Origin of the sequence: Ferdinandcohnia salidurans, from assembly GCF_042680725.1 — a bacterium.
Lineage (GTDB): Bacteria > Bacillota > Bacilli > Bacillales > Bacillaceae_L > Ferdinandcohnia > Ferdinandcohnia salidurans.
In genome coordinates this window covers 33,591-50,057 of record NZ_JBHUEK010000022.1, presented here as the reverse complement: position 1 = coordinate 50,057, position 16,467 = coordinate 33,591, and the positions used below count along the sequence as shown (strand labels likewise).

Genomic DNA, 16,467 nt, shown 5'->3' with positions numbered 1-16,467 from the left:
TAGTATAGCTAAAAGAAAGGTGTTTTGGAAATAGTCATTTTTTATAGGTTTAATAATTCAACGTGTTTGCCGATGTGTTTTACAAGGGCCTGACGGTATTCGTCTTCATTATCATTCAATGTACCGAAGAATTCATCCTTGAAGATGAAGTTTCCGTTTTCATCTTTTACAGTTAACAATAATCCATAAGTTACATGAATTACTTGTCTTGCTGCGTCATTGTTCATATATTCAGGAAGGTTTTCATCAGAAACCGTATCAAGCGGAACGATTGTGTTCATATCTGGTGTAATATGGTAATACTTAAGTGCCTCATTTAAATGTTCTAGTGCATATGCATGCATTCTTCTATAAAGACCAGGATTTACCTTTGCAATTACACGTACAGCTTCAAGCCAGTTTGTACCAGCTGTTTTAACATGAAGAACTCCATTCGTATACTTCGCGATAATTGGGAACGCTGTAAATTTGTCACTTCCAGAGTGGATACTTAATTTGTATTCAAAGTATTCAGCGATTAGTGCGTGTTCACTTAATTCTTTTTCGAATTGTTCAATATCACCGATATAATCGATTCCTTTTTGGAATTCACCACAGAATCTTGGAGCAAGGCTTGTTACTGTTACGCCACGCTTTTGTAATTCATTTGCTACAAAGAAATGTGCTGCTGGAGATGTAACTGTTTCAGTTTCATCAATTGAAATTTCAAAATCAATGTCACGGTCTGCTTTTTCGATATACGTGTCATGGACATGGACCATATAATCTAAAGCTTTTCCGTATAACAATACAAATTTCTTTAATGTATTTTCATCAAATCCGATTCCAAGACCTTTTACATCAAATTCTTTATTTAAATATAGCTCATTATAGTGATTCTTCGTTTCTTCAGGGAGGCTATCAAATTCAGCACTGATTTCCTCTACTGTTAAGCCCTCAACTCGGTTTTGGATATGGTCTGAACAATCTAATGTTAGCATTGACATACCAAGTGATAATGCCATTTTAATGTCTTCTTCTTCTTTTAAGTGGTCGCCATCTGCACCAAATCCACCTGTATAACCTTCTTGGAAAACAGCAAAGCTTGCTGCGTCAATTACATCATTCATTGTACGATTCGTTAATGTTAATTCACGAATACTTTGTTGAGCAAGAATTGGCTTTACATTATGGTCACGAACAGTTTCAATATGTCCTGGTGAAGCTAGACCTAAGCGGTCACCTAAACCCATTGTTGCAACTTTTGTACCGAATGCTCTTGGAACAGTATATTCAAAGTAACGATTTAATACTAAACGATTTTCATGTGTTAATGGACAAGCCTTTCCATTATCAGTAATTACTGTACCATTTAATTCCTCAAATAGTGCGCCTTCTCCTGATGCAAGAATCCACTTTTGCTGTTGGTCTTTTACCATGACAAGGCTTACATTATCATGATGAGTTACAGATTTTTCATAAACCTTAACTTCCCCCGAATTTTCGAAAACGTTTCCGTTTTTTAATGCTTCAACTAATTGCTTCATATGTTCCATGGATATAGCCTCCTAATTAATTGCCTTCTATTAAAATAATATCGTAATATACTAATATTGCAATAAAAAATCACTGTTTTTTGAATAAAATGTTAAAAACTTTTTCTATATTTTCTGTTCTTTTGGTATTTACAATTACACCCATTACCACATCTGGATCATCGATTGCTTCGTTAAATAGTGGCAAAGCTTGTGCATCGATTCCAGTAGCCTGATTTTTAGAATCATAATACATAAATTCCTTACCAACTGGTAATTCTCTATCTACTAATTTATCTAGGCTATAAAAATATTGTTCCCCATTCATAATCTCGAACTGTTCTTTGTCAATGAACAAAACATCGAGTTCTCCAGTAGATATTTCTCCAGTTACTCGTTGTAGAGCGGCCATGACAACATTTAAATCTGCAGCATCTGGTGCATATGGGATTACCTGTATCGATACTTCATGCGTTTTTCTTTCTTCCTCTGATAGAATTCCTTCATTTAGCTTTTCTTGAATATTTTCAATTTCATTTGAATCTACCAAATCTCCTAGAACAAGAATCGAAAGTGCAGAATCCTTTTTGGGTGAATAGTCGTTTACTAGAAAGATAGCGACAATACATACAATAAGAAAAGCAAATAGATAATATCTATAGTACTCCCAAATATACTTGGCTTTTTCAGCAGTACTCATGGCTGCAAATAATTCTTTAACCTTTCCTTTATCTCTCAAAGCCCTTTCATCCCTTCTGATGTGTATATAAGGGAAATATACTACGTATTATCCCATACTAAGCATTTTCGTATTTTTCTTGCAAAAATGCAATACTATCATCTATAAAAGGTTCGGTTGTACTTTCTAGAAGAAATTGGATATAAGGTTTTTTATGCTTGATCAGTTCCATGACTAAGTCATAGTTTAATAGCCCTTTACCAGGAGGAGCAAACTTCAACTTGCCATCCTCAATAACAAAATCTTTACAATGAATAATGATAATACGATCGCCAAATAGTTCGATAGCCTCTTTGAAAATTTCATCTTGATAAATGTAATTTTCAACAGTTAATAAATTTACCGGGTCAAAAATAATTTGTAAATTATTTGAATCTACTTCATCCAATAACCTTTTTAAGAGCATTGGGTTATAAACAGGATGATTGACTCCTGCTTCTATCCCAACAATAACTCCAAATTTTTCTGCTTCATTTACAAGTTCTTTCACACTTTCAACAACATCTAAAAAAGGTTTCTCTCGAAAATTATCTACAGTAAATCCCATTTTCGCATGGACATTTCCTGTTTCAGTTCCAACAACACTACAGCCAAAATCTCTTGCGTAACGGATATGCTCCTTGAAGCGGTCTAATGCTTTTTGACGTTCTTGTTGGTCTGGGTGAATCATATTAATGTAGCAGCCTAATACTGCGATTTCGATGTTCATTTGATGAAAAGCATTACCTATATTTTTTGCAAATCCAGGTGAAAGACTTCCTAAACTCGTGTTTAGTTCTGGAAATGATTTTGCTAAGGCCAATTGTACAGAGGATAACCCTTTATCTTTTACTGATTGCACAAGTTCATCTAAGGAGCTAGCCTTTACATCATGTGCGCGAATACCTAGATTAATCACATGAACACCTCACTTTAATCCATTAGAAGTATCGCTAAATCTGGGATTGTTTTTTTAATTTCTTTGGCAATAATTTCGGCAATTTTATTTGCCCCATCCTCTCGAAAATGCGTATCGTCACTAATTCCATCTGGGTAGTTTCGATGTTCACCCGGCTCAAACCATATAAAAAGATTTTTACATTCTTCAGGTCCTATAGATTCATATAAGTTCTTCGAATCATTCCATAAATCGATGAGGCTCACATGTTTTTCCTTTGCAAGGGCGATCATCGCTTCCGGATATTCTCCTAAACTATTTATTATTTTTCCGTTTTCATCGAAGGTTCTTCGATGCATCGAAGTTACTAAAATCGGGATGGCCTTTTTTGCTCTTGCGCCTTCGATATATTGGTTCAAATAGTCTTGGTATGTTGAATAAGGTTCTGTTCTTCGGTGATCCTGTTTTTGATCGTTATGCCCAAATTGAATAAAGAGGTAATCATTCGGTTGAATTTCGTTTAGTATTGCGTCTAACCTCTTTTCATCAATAAAACTTTTTGAACTTCGACCGCCAATTGCGAAATTGTGAATGATAACATTCTCATAAAAAAATTGGTTGATTACCTGTCCCCATCCTGCACGTGGTTCTTCATTAGGTGGGCAATCAGATACTGTTGAATCTCCGGCAATATATATATGAACGTTTTTCATTGAAACACCTTCATTTTGTCTATTTGCTAAAACTTGGTTCTCTTTCATTTGATTTTACTTCGTCTTTCCCATTTACTTTTTCTTCAATTCTTGCAAATACTTTTAGCGCAAGCCACATAATAAAATAGGCTAGTATACTAACACTAAGAAAAGGTATGAGAGATGGGACATAAGTAAATCCAATATAAAGTAGGATAATCCCTAATACCATCGCAAAAGTAACGAGTGGGTAGGATAGACCGTACATGACGGCATTTTTCAAATACGATTTTATATTCCCATTAAAATGTACATAGATTGGGAATATATATAGTAGAATTACGATGTAAACTGAACAAATTGCAATTAGTGCGTACCTCACCACGATAAAAAACAGGCTTGTGGTTGGAAGAAATACTAGATCGACATATAAGATATATCCAGCAATAATCAGGGTAAGCCCTAGGAGGTTGGATTTTAAAAATTCTTTTTTATATACGCTCCAAAATGTTGAAAAAACAGGGATATCTTCATCTCCCATGATCCACTTTCGAGTTACTGCAAAAAGCGCTACTGTCGCAGGTACAAATCCTACAACAACTAGCCCCATTATTGTAAATAGAAGCCATAGCATATTTAAATAAATCAAACGTGATATAGCCCCACACCAACGGTAAAATGGACTGTCCAATCCTCCTAGCATATGTCTTTCCCCTTTCTAATGTTTATCTTATAGTTGTCCTTGATAACTTTTTAGTAATTCTTCAATGGAAATTGGTTTCTTCTCTTCGACTGATTTCCAAACCGCTTCGCCAAGTGCGATTGAGTAGGCTCCAGCTTCGGCACCTGCAAGTATTTCATATTGGCGTCTTGGATCAATGCCTTGGTAAAGATCATGAATTAACACAGGATCTCCACCGCCATGGCCACCAGCAGTTTGGACAACATGAATAATTTCTTTTGAGCCAAATAAAGGATAGTAATCTATTGTTTGCTCAGGCACTTCGAAAGGTACCCGACTTGGTGCATGAAATTCTTGTGTTTCAATTCTTCCCTTTGTACCATTGATGGCTAAGCGATAGCCTTCAAATGGTGTAGAGAAATTAATAGAATAGCTTAATAGAGCACCTTTGTTGTATTTTACACTAGCCGTATACGTATCCTCAATGTTTATCTCCGAGTCAAAGATACATGCATCTGGTCGATAATCCGTATATTTATTTTCTTTTTTATCTCCCATGTTTAAGTGATCATCTTCAATTGCTTCCGAAAATTCACGAGGATTCCATCTTAGATAATAATCACATTTATCTTTTACATGGCATGTACCACAATATCTGTTATCTGTAGTTGGGTCTGGGTTAAGCTCTCCATTTGGCCCATAATATTGTAAAGCTCCATGTGCAAAAACCTCTTCTGGATATTGATCAATCCACCAATTGACAAGATCAAAATGATGTGTTGATTTATGGATTGAAAGTCCACCAGAAAGTTCCCTTTTCCGATTCCAGCGTTTAAAATAGCTCGCCCCGTGATATGTGTCGATATACCAATTCAAGTCAACCGAAGTCACTCTTCCTATTTTACCTTCTAAAACGAGTTCTTTGATCTTTCGATGGTATGGACTATAACGATAATTAAATGCTACAGTCACTTTGCCTTTACTATTTTGTTCTGCTTCAATGACTCTCTTTGCATCTTTTGCAGTCGTTACCATTGGTTTTTCTGTGATGACATCAACATCATGTTCAAGTGCTTTTAAAATGTAATCAATATGTGTGTTGTCGCGGCTTACAACAATAATACAATCCGGTCTTGTCTCCTCAATCATTTGATCAATTTGATTTGGAAGGTATGTCGGTGTTTGAGCTAAGACAGGAAATTTCTCTTTGCATAATTCAAGACGATATTCATCGCTGTCTAGTAAACCAACAATCTCACTTTGTTTTGCAAACTTTTCAACTAATGGTGGAATAAACATTTTAAGTGCTCTGTTACTCAATCCACAAACTGCATATTTTTTCATTGATTATTTAACCCCCGGATGTTCAGCAAGCAATTTTTCCATTTCCATACTTGCCATGATAAAAGCACCTGCACCATGTAAGTCATTATGGCTGCGCTCACGATTAATATAATAGTCATATACTCCAATTGAAGTACCGATTACAATATCATCGATAATAAGAGTGCCTTCTTCAGTTTCTTGAACTTTATACTTGAGCAGTCCTTCATATGCCTTTGTTGCATATTTCGCAAACTCCTCGCCCACATATTTCTTAGAAACAGCTTTGGCAATAACATAAACGAATAGACTGGAAGCAGATGTCTCAAGCCAGTTATCTTCATTGTCTCCCTTGTCCACAACTTGGTACCATAGGCCCGTCTTTTCATCCTGATATTTGACGACATCACGAACATAATCTTGAATGAATGCAATCCACTCTTCCTTATGTGGATGGCCCTCTGGTAAAATATCAATCATGTCTATAACTGCTAACCCATACCAACCAAGAGCACGACCCCAAATCTCTGGAGCTTTACCATCAGGACGAGCCCACGGCTGTACGGCCTTTTCGTCCCAACCATGATGATATAAACCGGTCGCTTCACACTTTGTATGCTTTCGCATTAAGTTTTCCTGGTGAATGACCATGTCGATTAGATTTGACTCATTAAAATCATTGGCATAGTGTAACGCAAATGGTCCACCCATGTATAAGCCATCTAGCCACATTTGGTACGGGTATTTATCCTTATGCCAGAATCCACCTTCGCTAGTAAGATTTAAAGTTGTAAAAATATTACGTAAGCGTTGAGCAGCTATTTTATATTTTTTAAGACCAGTAGCTTTATATAATGGGAATAATAAGAGTCCTGCTTGAATTGAATCTAACTCATCTCTAGCAAATAATAAGTTCCCATTTTCATCGATATTGTGATCAACATATGCCTTTAAGTAATCAAAATATTTGTCTTCACCTGTTTTGTTGTAAACTAAATCCATTCCACATAAAAATACGCCTTGGTGATAGTGCCAACGTCCACCCGGTGGAAGCTCCTCTGGAGTAAACTTTGTCATTAACGTGTCACACATTTTTTTTGCAAAATATAAAGGTGATTTTTCAACTATCGTGTTATTCAAGATTATTCATCCTTCCTCACAATGAAATAGGTAATATTTGAAAACGGTAACAACTCTCCTACCTTTATGATAGGATACTATTATAATAATAACTATAATCATTTAATTTACTTTTAAATAGGTCAGTGGACCCTTGAACTTATAAGGAATGTTCTAATAATATGAACACAATGTAACAAAATGATTATTCAAATTATGTGCGCTTACATTTATAATAGAAGACATTCGAATATTACAGGGATGTTACAAACTTAATAATCATCCCCTCACATTTGAATAGATTTGGAGTGATTACATGAAACTTAAGCTACCAGGAACTTTCTTCCATAGGATGATTTTATTTGTAAGTATTTTGGCCATTATACCAGTCATTATTGTCGGAATATTTTCATTCCTTCGCTCAACCTCTGTTGTGGAGAATTATGTTGCAAAAGAAAAAGAACATAGTGTGTACCAAATCCAAACAAATGTCGAGCAGGTTATTAAGTCAGTGGACCAATCCCTGACACAGTTAGCAGCTTCATCAAAAATTATTGAATCATTAAGGGAACCGCTTACAACAAGACAATTCCAGCTATATAACCAGTTAAGGGACGATCTAAGTCATCAGCAAACATTCGATACACGTCTTACTGATATTGCTCTGATTAGTTTTCAAAATAACTGGCTTGTTAATAATTATGGACTTCAACGATTATCTGAGGGACAACTGAACGAAATCTCCGATCGGTATCTTTCACTAAAGACAAGCTCTGTCTGGCTTTTAGAAAAAAACACGAAGGACCCACTGTACAAACAAGCAGCTTCCCGTGCTTGCGGCTATAATTTAAACCTAATTAAGAAAATACCTGCGATTTCTTCTAATAAAACAGGGATGATTATTGCGAATATACCGACATGTAGTTTTCGCGATATTTTAAAGAAGGACAACTCTTTAGAAACATTTTATATTTTAGACAAAAATGGAACCGTTGTCTTACACAACGATACAAAAAATGTAGGACAAGCCTTTGAATATAAAGACGTATTGTCTGAAAATACCTCCATTGAAGAAGACACCGGGCAATTTACGATTGCATCTGATAGTACAGACTATCTCTTTACCTATCGAAAATCGTTCTATAATGGTTGGACTTATGTTTCTGTCGTTGAACTTGGTGAACTGACAGCACAATCAAGATCGATCGGATGGCTAACACTTGCCATCACCTTATTGATTGCTGGCCTTTCATTATTACTAGCTTTATTCGGTAGCAGATTGATCTATCAACCTATTAAACAATTACAAAATGTCATTTTACATTCATTAACCAATAAAGAAGAACAAAAAGATAAGAATGAATTTGTATTTATTGAAAACCATGTAAAAGACATGATGAAACAAAATGATATTTTAGAAAAATCATTGTCAAACCAAATTAATCAACTCAAACAATTTTTCATGCACCGTCTCTTAACTGGAAATGTTATAGATGAAGAGTTAGAAGGCAGAATGAAATATTTTGGCTATAACTTAGATTTTAAATGGCTCAGTGTTCTAACAGTTCAAATCGACAGTCTTGAGGGGACTTCTTATAAGCCAAAAGAAGAAGACGTTCTATTATTTGTTATTAATGGACTGGTTGAAGAAATGATTCCTAGTGATGAGCGTATGCTTCCAATAGTTAATAAGCAAACTCAAGTTACCCTGTTATTAAGCAACATAGAATCGAAGCATGAGTTTAATCAATATGTAAATGATCTTGCTGATCAAATTCAGAAAAAAATTAAAGAGGAATACAGTGTGCCTGTGAGTATTGGGGTAAGTGAACCATTCATTGATGTTCTTGAGACGAGAAATGGTTATAAGGAGAGTCTAGAAGCTCTCAAATACACGCTAAAATATGGTACTGAATCGATTATTTTCTTTGAAAACCTTGAAATTGGAAAAGGGTTGCACACATACTTCCCTAAGCGACTTGAAACTGAACTATTCGACTCGATCAAAGTGAACGACAAAGAGAAAGTTTATCGTTTACTCAATGAACTAATTGATGAAATTTTCTCTGAGGATTTGAATCATATCCAATACCAAATTTCATTAGTTAGATTATTAAGTGATTTAATAGAGCTAATGCACACATTAGCAATTAATGTATTAGATTTAGAAGACAATCGTTCAATTTTTGAAAAAATCTATGAACTGAAGTCAAGAGAAGAAGTAAAGGACTGGTTTATCACCGTTATCATTGATCCCCTTCTTCAAAAGATTGATGACCGTGCTGAATCCCAGTACAAAACCATTTCAGAAAACATTGTTCATATCATTCATGAGGAATTTGAATCCAATATTACACTCGATATGATTGCGAATAGGTTACATTACAATCCGAATTATTTAAGCAGTATTTTCAGGAAAGAAATGAACATTTCATTTAGTGAATATTTATCCATGTATCGGATTAATATGGCAAAAAAATGGCTTGCTGAAACTGATATTTCAGTGAAAGAAATTTCAGATCGACTTAACTTTAATAACTCCCAGAACTTTATTCGCTCCTTTAAGAAAATTGAAGGAACGACACCTGGTAAATATCGTGAGTCTATAAGAGCGACCTAAGAAAGGAAATGTGTTCATGCAAAAACTAGTAGTCTCTCAACATGGAGATGGTGATTATTCTACGATCCAAGCCGCTATTGATGCGGTTCGAGTCTTTCCACTGGAACCTGTAACCATTTTTGTAAAAGAAGGTTTATACGAGGAAATCATAACTGTACCTGAAAATAAACCCAATATTACCATTATTGGGGCTGGAGAATACGAAACGATTATTTCAGGTAGTAAATTTGCCAGAATAAAAAACTCAGATGGGAATGAAATTGGGACATTTGAAACAGCTACTTTCCATGCGTTTGCTGATTTATTCCAATTGAAGCATCTAACGATTCAAAATGTTGCCGGTTACGGTGACGAAATCGGCCAGGCACTTGCCCTTTATGTAGCTGGAGATAAATGTACATTTAAACATGTTAGGTTATTAGCAAATCAGGATACTCTTTACACATCTAAGGGAAGGCATTACTTCTCAGAATGCTATATTGAAGGACATGTAGATTTCATCTTTGGCTCTGCTGTCGCTGTTTTTGAGGATTGTACGATTCATAGTCTTCGCAAAGGCTATATTACCGCTGCGTCAACTCCTAAGGAAAATGAATATGGGTATGTTTTCAAAAATTGTAAGCTAACTGGAGCAAAGGATGTCTCTGAAGTATACTTAGGACGCCCTTGGCGCCCATTTGCCCATACAGTCTTTATCAATACATGGATGGGCCAGCATATTCATCCCCTTGGATGGGATAATTGGCGAAATGAAGAAAATGAAAAAACAGCTCGGTATTCCGAATGGAATAGCATGGGTCCTGGAAGTGATTCCCCACACAGAGTTAGCTGGGCAAAATCATTAAGTGAAGAGGAAGCTTCCAACTACTCTTTAGAAAAAATTTTCCATACGAATGATCAGTGGTTACCAAAATAAGCTCCCAAATAGGGAGCTTATTTTTTCATCATTTATCTAATCCGATGTACTCAAAATAATCAAAATCAGCATGGTTAAACGATTCGGAACCATTTGAACTAGCATACATTCCTAGATATGCTCCTGTAAAACCGCCTGCCACATCTGTGCTTAAAATTCTTCCATCCACATCTTCTTTTAAGACTTGCCACTGTTCTGGCTCTTTTGCTACATAGAAATGATAGGACTGACCATATGCCTCAACTTTTAAATAAACTTCATTTTGTTGGTAAGGACATGATGCAAGAATTTCTTCTTGCCCCGCTTCTCTCTTTATCAATTTGATCTCAGATTGTGTGTATTCTACCCGATAATGAAAATCACAGTTTTGTAATAATACAAGTCCTGCGGCTTCATACTTATTGTTTGGTGAGAATTCCATTTTTGTCCGAGCTGCAAAATTTAAATGGCGCTGTCTAAGACCAACAAAGGCAGGATTAACGGTTTCTGTGATTGTTTCAGCCTTCAATTGTAATCGCAAATAACCTGGACGTTCCGTTAATGACCAAAAATTACCTCGTGGTGTCCGGATGAAATTCCATTGCATCTGTAGTTCCGGTAAATCAAAATGGTCACATGCTGGTGTGGTTGGCCATTTTTTCTCCTCTATATTAGGTTTAGTTCCTTCCATTTCAACAATGCCTTTTCCTGGATTGACGACTGGCCACCCTTCCTCCCATTTGAGTGGAACAAGGAAGGACTCCCTACCTAGGTTTCGATATTCACCACCGTATGGACGTGAACCTAAACAAACCATCCACCATTCACCATTGTTTGTATCCACGATATCACCGTGACCCACATTGGAAATCGGGTATTCTCTTCCTAAATGACGGTGTGTCAATATCGGATTCGTTTTAGCACCTTCATATGGGCCCATAACGGATTCGCTTCGCGCGACCGTAATGGAATGAGTAAAACCAGTGCCACCTTCTGCAATGATTAAATAATACATACCATCGACCTTATATATATGTGGCGCTTCCTGAGCATGAACATTTTTTAATGCCCCATCCCAAAGACTGTATTTCTCACCGGTCAATTGCTTTGTTTCTAGGTCTAGTTCCTGCAACCAGATTTCCATATGTTTTGGGTAAAGCTGCCCTCCTGGAGGTCTTCGATTTGCTGTCACATATACTTTTCCATCATCATCAAAAAACAAGGATGTATCAATACCAGGGCAATCCTCTAACCAATATGGATCAGACCAAGGGCCTTCAGGATTTTCAGCTGTTACAAAAAAGTTTCTTCTTGCACCTGTTTGACTTTCTACGAAGGTTGTAATGACATAGAAGACACCCTCGTGGTAACGTATGGTTGCTGCATAGATTCCCTTTGAATTCGGTGTTCCATCAAGATTCAGTTGACTTGGTCTCGTGAGCACATGCCCGATTTGCCTCCAGTTTACCAAATCTTTGCTATGAAAGATGGGTATACCAGGAAAGTATTCAAATGTAGATGTGACTAAGTAATAATCATCATCTACTCGACAAATAGACGGATCTGGATAAAATCCTGGGATAATTGGATTTTTAAATGTACACAATTTGTTCTCCCCTTTCTTCAAAACAATAAAAGGGCATTGAATGCCCTTTTATTTGTGTACTGAAAAATAGTCGAAATCTGCGTATCCGTTGCTATTCTCACGGTTGTCGTTATAACAATAAATTCCGATTTGAGCACCCACCCATTTTCCTGGTGTAGCTTCAAAGATGTCTTCTGCTTGAACAAAGCTGATACCATCCTCACTAAAGCTAAATCTACAAATCGCTCCTTCATTTACTTCTACATGTAAAAATAGTTCATTTCCTTTGATTTTGCCGATACATTGTACATTTTGAAGTTCTTTCTCATCTCCCGTGACATAAAAAACACCCAGTTGATTTTCTAGTTTCCTTACTTCGATTGAAGCATACTGTTCTCCTAGTACAATCAAACCGCTGTGATCTTCATTAAATTCAGGAGAAAAAGTCAGTTTTGTTGTGACTTTAAACGTTTCTGCCGGGAATTTCTGTGTCATGACATTTGGAATATGATAAAGATTTGTTTCACCAGAATGGCCAACAGCATATAGTCTTAACGATTGGTCCTTCAATTTGTACCAATGTGATTTACGATTTGCTTGCCATTGCCACTGAAGCCCTAATGTATCCGAAGTAAAATCATCACTCATGTCCGGAACAACAACCTCTGAAGATACTTGTGCTTTTGGTTTTTCCCACTGGATCACAGGTTCTCCGATTCCTGCATCATTTTGGTTTTGCCCCATTACTGGCCAATCATTTACCCAATGCATTGGTTGAAGGTGAACAATACGACCGTATGCTTCCTTATCCTGAAAGTGGAGAAACCATGATTCACCCGTTTCCGTCTCAACCCAACCTCCTTGATGAGGACCATTAATATTCGTATTGCCTTGATGTAGAACAATCTTATCCTCATAAGGACCAAAGATATTTCTTGAACGCAGAATCGTTTGCCATCCAGTAGGTACCCCACCTGCTGGAGCAAAAATATAATAATAGCCATTTCGCTTGTAAAATTTCGGACCTTCAATTGTTGGATGGTGCTTGGTTCCGTCAAATACATGAACACCCTCATCTAGTAGTTCTGTTCCATCTGGTTTCATCCGACTTACATGGAGGATACTTTTGAAACCAGTTCTGCTTTTTGCAAATGCATTGACCAAATAAGCCTGACCATCATCATCCCAGAATGGGCATGGATCAATCCAGCCCTTAACCTTTTTCACTAAGTGTAATGGTGTCCATTCCCCCGCTGGGTCTACTGCAGTACTCATAAATATGCCTTCATCAGGTGCACTAAAAAACACCCAGAATTTCCCTTCGTGATAGCGAATACTAGGAGCCCATACGCCCTCGCCATGTCGTGGTTTATCGTAACTAGCGTAAGGTAATGTTTGTGCCACATGATTAATAATCTTCCAATTTACAAGATCAGTAGAATGTAAGATCGGTAAACACGGTGACATATGAAAGCTTGAAGAAACCATATAATAATCTTTACCTACTCGTACAACATCAGGGTCTGAATAATCTGCATGTAAAATAGGATTTTGATAAAAACCATTCTCTAAATCTGCTTGCCAAACAATCCGATCAGCAACACTTTTTTTTGCTTCCGTCATGTAAACAATCATCTCCATACCAATTATTTGGATTTATTGTTACCTTACATCCAAGGTTGAACAAAGCCATTCAAACGATTTCTCTCCACATATCTCATGACCACCGTCAAAAAGATGCGATTCTACTAGTTGTTCACTATTAAGTTCTGAATAGATTCTTTTAATTTCCTTAATTGCTTTTTCAGTTTCATTTATTGGAAAGAGATGATCTTGTTTTCCTGCTTCTATAAAGAGTGGCCTTGGAACAATTAATGAGATTAACTCAGGCATTTCCGCATCTTGCAAGATGCCTGGTACATAATTATCTAAACAGTGTCTTCTCTGTATGATGCTTCCTTTAAATGTATTCGTATAGCCAGAAATAACAGTTGCAGTGATTCGTTGATCGAGAATAGAGGTGTAGGCAGCAACAAGTCCGCCTCCCGAAATCCCCATACAGCCAATGCGGTTTGAGTCGATTTCTTCAAACCCCTCCATGAAATCTAAAACTTTTTGACATTCAAAAACACGAAGTCCTGCAAGTGTTTTTCCGTAAAGCAATAACTGACTCGCTAGTGAATAACAAGAATTATCAGATGGATTATCTCGGTCATCATGTGAATAGGTTCGTTCCCCAAAACCAATTAATTCTGGAGCCACAACGATAAATCCCCGTTTGACAAGTTCCACTGCAAAATCCTTATGCAATCCGGGATCCCCTTCTCGATCATTTCCAGATGGGTCTAGACCCACAATATCTTTGTTTCCATATCCATGACCATGTAAGGCAAGAATCGCTGGAGCTTTTTTTCCATTATTTTTTTTTGGTACCAACACATACATCTGCATCCTAACATTTGGTAGAGTTGTAATCTCAGCAGTATACCTTGTATATTGCTCATATTCCTTTTGTTCGACCAAAGTAGGCTGTAGAGGTTCGTCATTATTAAACGTTCCGATTCGTTCCTGAAATTTTGCCTTTAAAGCTGTTTGCCACTTTTCATCATAGGTTTTCCTATCACTTTTAACAGTGTCTTGATATAATTCATCCAAAAATCGATGGATTACCCACATGTAAATCCCCCCGTTCGAATTGATCTACATGTTTTATAGATCTTGTTTTAAAAAGTTGCTCTGCTCATCTATTTGTAGATAGCTCTTGTTTGCCATTTGTGAAGCATAACCATCAACATTTTTATCTTCCACTCGTTTTAAAATGACTACTGGGGTAGAGTCATGCTGCTTTCTCATAGTAAAATGATCAATGTTAACATGCTGACTATCTTCAATTTGAAGGCCAGTACCCTGGCGTGTTTCTACACGAACATGATGGATATCTAAATTTGAAATGTATTTTCCAAAAATTCCTGCTCCAGCCATTATTAATTCCTCTTGAACCATGTCTGGCTCTCCGCCCTCTTCATTTGGGTCCACCGTCATTTCGATGGTAGAATGAGAGATTGAAATATCGTTAATTGGTCTTTCTGGAAGCCCATATATAAAACCAGCAGCTGCTCGGCAGTTTCTAGCAGTGATATGACTAATTTGGATATGTTCAATTTCTGGTGTCTTTTCAGTGATTGGCTGTGCCTCAGGGCTATTTACTGTTGGATCGTTTTCATTTACACCATGGCGATAGAATGAATTAATCGCAATTGGACAGAATACATCCTCCATATAAATATTGTTCACAAGGATATTTTTCACGTATCCGCCGCGTTCACGGTTTGTTTTAATCCGTACTCCACGATCTGTTCCAATAAAAGTACAGTTAGATATCGTCACATTTTGGATACCGCCAGACATTTCACTACCAAGGACAATTCCACCATGTCCATGGTGCATAGTACAATTGGTTACAACCACATTTTCGGTCGGCTTACCCACTCTTCGTCCATCCTCATTAATGCCAGATTTTATGACAAGACAATCATCTCCAACGGCAAAATGGCAATCTGAAACACGTACATTTGTACAAGAATCAATGTCAAAGCCATCACCATTTGGTGTATCAGCTGGATTTTCAAATGTCACATTATGAACGGTTACATGATCGCAATAGACGAGGTGTGTATTCCAAAAAGGTGAATTTTTTAAAGTGACACCTTCAATTGTGACTTTTTTACAGTTCATCAATTGTAGTAAAGGTGGACGTAGGAATTGAGAATCCCATTCGACGAGATTCGTCTCAATAGGTTCCATAAAGTTCTGATTAAGTTGAGCGATTTTTTCTGTTGTTTTTGAAGCGTATGCTTTACTATCTACACGAAGCTGTCTATTAATCAACCACCATGCTTTTCCTTGTCCGTCAAAAGAACCTTCTCCTTTTATGGCCACATTCGTAAGGTTATCTCCGTAAATTAGTGGAGAATACCCATAACATTCATAGCCAGACCAACGTGTCTTGACAGGCCGATAACGATCAAATTCATCCGAAAAAGTAATCGTTGCGCCTGCTTCTAAATAAAGGGTAATATTACTTTTTAGTACAATTGGCCCCGTCAAATAGGTGCCAGATGGTACAAAAACAGTTCCCCCTCCGTTTTCTGCACACTGATTAATTGCCTGAGCAATAATTTCCGTGTTATCTGTACGATTATCTCCAATCGCTCCTAATTGTGTGATGTCTAAAAACGCCATTCTATTCCCTCCAACAATACCATTTATCGTTTTGCTTCTTGGTGATCTACAAATTACATGATTTGCGGTATAGCATTTATCGTTTTACGATTCGATGCTATACCGATTAGCCCGCTTGCGGTATACCATTTATCGTTTTACAGCTTGATGCTATTCCGATTAGCCCGCTTGCGTTATAC

At 36.9% G+C, this 16,467-nt stretch carries 13 protein-coding genes; 2 read left to right on the top strand and 11 right to left on the bottom strand.

Annotation, left to right across the window (positions count from 1 at the left end):
* Positions 1-41: 41 nt before the first annotated feature.
* The 7 genes from ACFSFW_RS14105 to ACFSFW_RS14075 all read right to left on the bottom strand — a co-directional run bounded on the left by ACFSFW_RS14105 (position 42) and on the right by ACFSFW_RS14075 (position 6,967).
* The gene (locus ACFSFW_RS14105) at positions 42-1,535 is read right to left on the bottom strand and encodes a tagaturonate epimerase family protein (protein ID WP_388039174.1); all 1,494 of its coding nucleotides are present in this window, start codon (positions 1,533-1,535) and stop codon (positions 42-44) included.
* A gap of 70 nt (positions 1,536-1,605) precedes the next feature.
* Positions 1,606-2,253 (bottom strand): hypothetical protein, encoded by a 648-nt coding sequence (locus tag ACFSFW_RS14100; RefSeq protein ID WP_388039172.1) that lies wholly within the window; start codon positions 2,251-2,253, stop codon positions 1,606-1,608.
* 58 nt (positions 2,254-2,311) lie between these two features.
* Positions 2,312-3,148, bottom strand: a complete 837-nt coding sequence (locus tag ACFSFW_RS14095; RefSeq protein ID WP_388039227.1) for a sugar phosphate isomerase/epimerase family protein — start codon at positions 3,146-3,148, stop codon at positions 2,312-2,314.
* Between the two features lie 17 nt (positions 3,149-3,165).
* A complete protein-coding gene (locus ACFSFW_RS14090) occupies positions 3,166-3,891 on the bottom strand; it encodes a rhamnogalacturonan acetylesterase (RefSeq protein WP_388039171.1) in 726 nt (241 codons plus the stop codon).
* Positions 3,863-4,525, bottom strand: coding sequence for a YesL family protein (locus ACFSFW_RS14085; protein WP_304214516.1), 663 nt, complete (start codon positions 4,523-4,525; stop codon positions 3,863-3,865). The genes ACFSFW_RS14090 and ACFSFW_RS14085 overlap by 29 nt, the downstream gene beginning before the upstream one ends.
* A 27-nt stretch (positions 4,526-4,552) precedes the next feature.
* Complete coding sequence (locus ACFSFW_RS14080) at positions 4,553-5,848, bottom strand: Gfo/Idh/MocA family protein (protein WP_388039169.1); 1,296 nt, start codon at positions 5,846-5,848, stop codon at positions 4,553-4,555.
* 3 nt (positions 5,849-5,851) lie between these two features.
* On the bottom strand, positions 5,852-6,967 hold the full coding sequence (locus tag ACFSFW_RS14075; protein ID WP_304214520.1) for a glycoside hydrolase family 88/105 protein: 1,116 nt from the start codon (positions 6,965-6,967) through the stop codon (positions 5,852-5,854).
* 295 nt (positions 6,968-7,262) lie between these two features.
* Here ACFSFW_RS14075 and ACFSFW_RS14070 point away from each other — a divergent pair, with 295 nt between their 5' ends.
* Together ACFSFW_RS14070 and ACFSFW_RS14065 are read left to right on the top strand one after the other, a co-directional pair.
* A complete protein-coding gene (locus ACFSFW_RS14070; RefSeq protein WP_388039167.1) occupies positions 7,263-9,566 on the top strand; it encodes a helix-turn-helix domain-containing protein in 2,304 nt (767 codons plus the stop codon).
* Positions 9,567-9,582: 16 nt separating this feature from the next.
* Positions 9,583-10,482, top strand: coding sequence for a pectinesterase family protein (locus ACFSFW_RS14065; RefSeq protein ID WP_388039165.1), 900 nt, complete (start codon positions 9,583-9,585; stop codon positions 10,480-10,482).
* A 28-nt stretch (positions 10,483-10,510) separates the two neighbouring features.
* On the opposite strand, the gene ACFSFW_RS14060 is transcribed toward ACFSFW_RS14065, so the two are convergent.
* From ACFSFW_RS14060 to ACFSFW_RS14045, 4 genes are read right to left on the bottom strand one after another with little or no spacing between them, the layout of a single operon-like run.
* Complete coding sequence (locus ACFSFW_RS14060) at positions 10,511-12,067, bottom strand: glycoside hydrolase family 43 protein (RefSeq protein ID WP_388039163.1); 1,557 nt, start codon at positions 12,065-12,067, stop codon at positions 10,511-10,513.
* A 48-nt stretch (positions 12,068-12,115) separates the two neighbouring features.
* Positions 12,116-13,669: a glycoside hydrolase family 43 protein gene (locus tag ACFSFW_RS14055; RefSeq protein WP_388039162.1), complete on the bottom strand. Its 1,554-nt coding sequence runs from the start codon at positions 13,667-13,669 to the stop codon at positions 12,116-12,118.
* Between the two features lie 39 nt (positions 13,670-13,708).
* Positions 13,709-14,722: an alpha/beta hydrolase family protein gene (locus ACFSFW_RS14050; protein WP_304214529.1), complete on the bottom strand. Its 1,014-nt coding sequence runs from the start codon at positions 14,720-14,722 to the stop codon at positions 13,709-13,711.
* Between the two features lie 33 nt (positions 14,723-14,755).
* Positions 14,756-16,288, bottom strand: coding sequence for a glycoside hydrolase family 28 protein (locus tag ACFSFW_RS14045; protein WP_388039160.1), 1,533 nt, complete (start codon positions 16,286-16,288; stop codon positions 14,756-14,758).
* Positions 16,289-16,467 lie beyond the last annotated feature (179 nt).

Coding starts and splice junctions, on each gene's coding strand:
- ACFSFW_RS14080 (WP_388039169.1), bottom strand. CDS start 5,848: ATGAAAAAATATGCAGTTTGTGGATTGAGTAACAGAGCACTTAAAATG.
- ACFSFW_RS14050 (WP_304214529.1), bottom strand. CDS start 14,722: ATGTGGGTAATCCATCGATTTTTGGATGAATTATATCAAGACACTGTT.
- ACFSFW_RS14105 (WP_388039174.1), bottom strand. CDS start 1,535: ATGGAACATATGAAGCAATTAGTTGAAGCATTAAAAAACGGAAACGTT.
- ACFSFW_RS14070 (WP_388039167.1), top strand. CDS start 7,263: ATGAAACTTAAGCTACCAGGAACTTTCTTCCATAGGATGATTTTATTT.
- ACFSFW_RS14090 (WP_388039171.1), bottom strand. CDS start 3,891: ATGAAAGAGAACCAAGTTTTAGCAAATAGACAAAATGAAGGTGTTTCA.
- ACFSFW_RS14065 (WP_388039165.1), top strand. CDS start 9,583: ATGCAAAAACTAGTAGTCTCTCAACATGGAGATGGTGATTATTCTACG.
- ACFSFW_RS14055 (WP_388039162.1), bottom strand. CDS start 13,669: ATGACGGAAGCAAAAAAAAGTGTTGCTGATCGGATTGTTTGGCAAGCA.
- ACFSFW_RS14045 (WP_388039160.1), bottom strand. CDS start 16,288: ATGGCGTTTTTAGACATCACACAATTAGGAGCGATTGGAGATAATCGT.
- ACFSFW_RS14085 (WP_304214516.1), bottom strand. CDS start 4,525: ATGCTAGGAGGATTGGACAGTCCATTTTACCGTTGGTGTGGGGCTATA.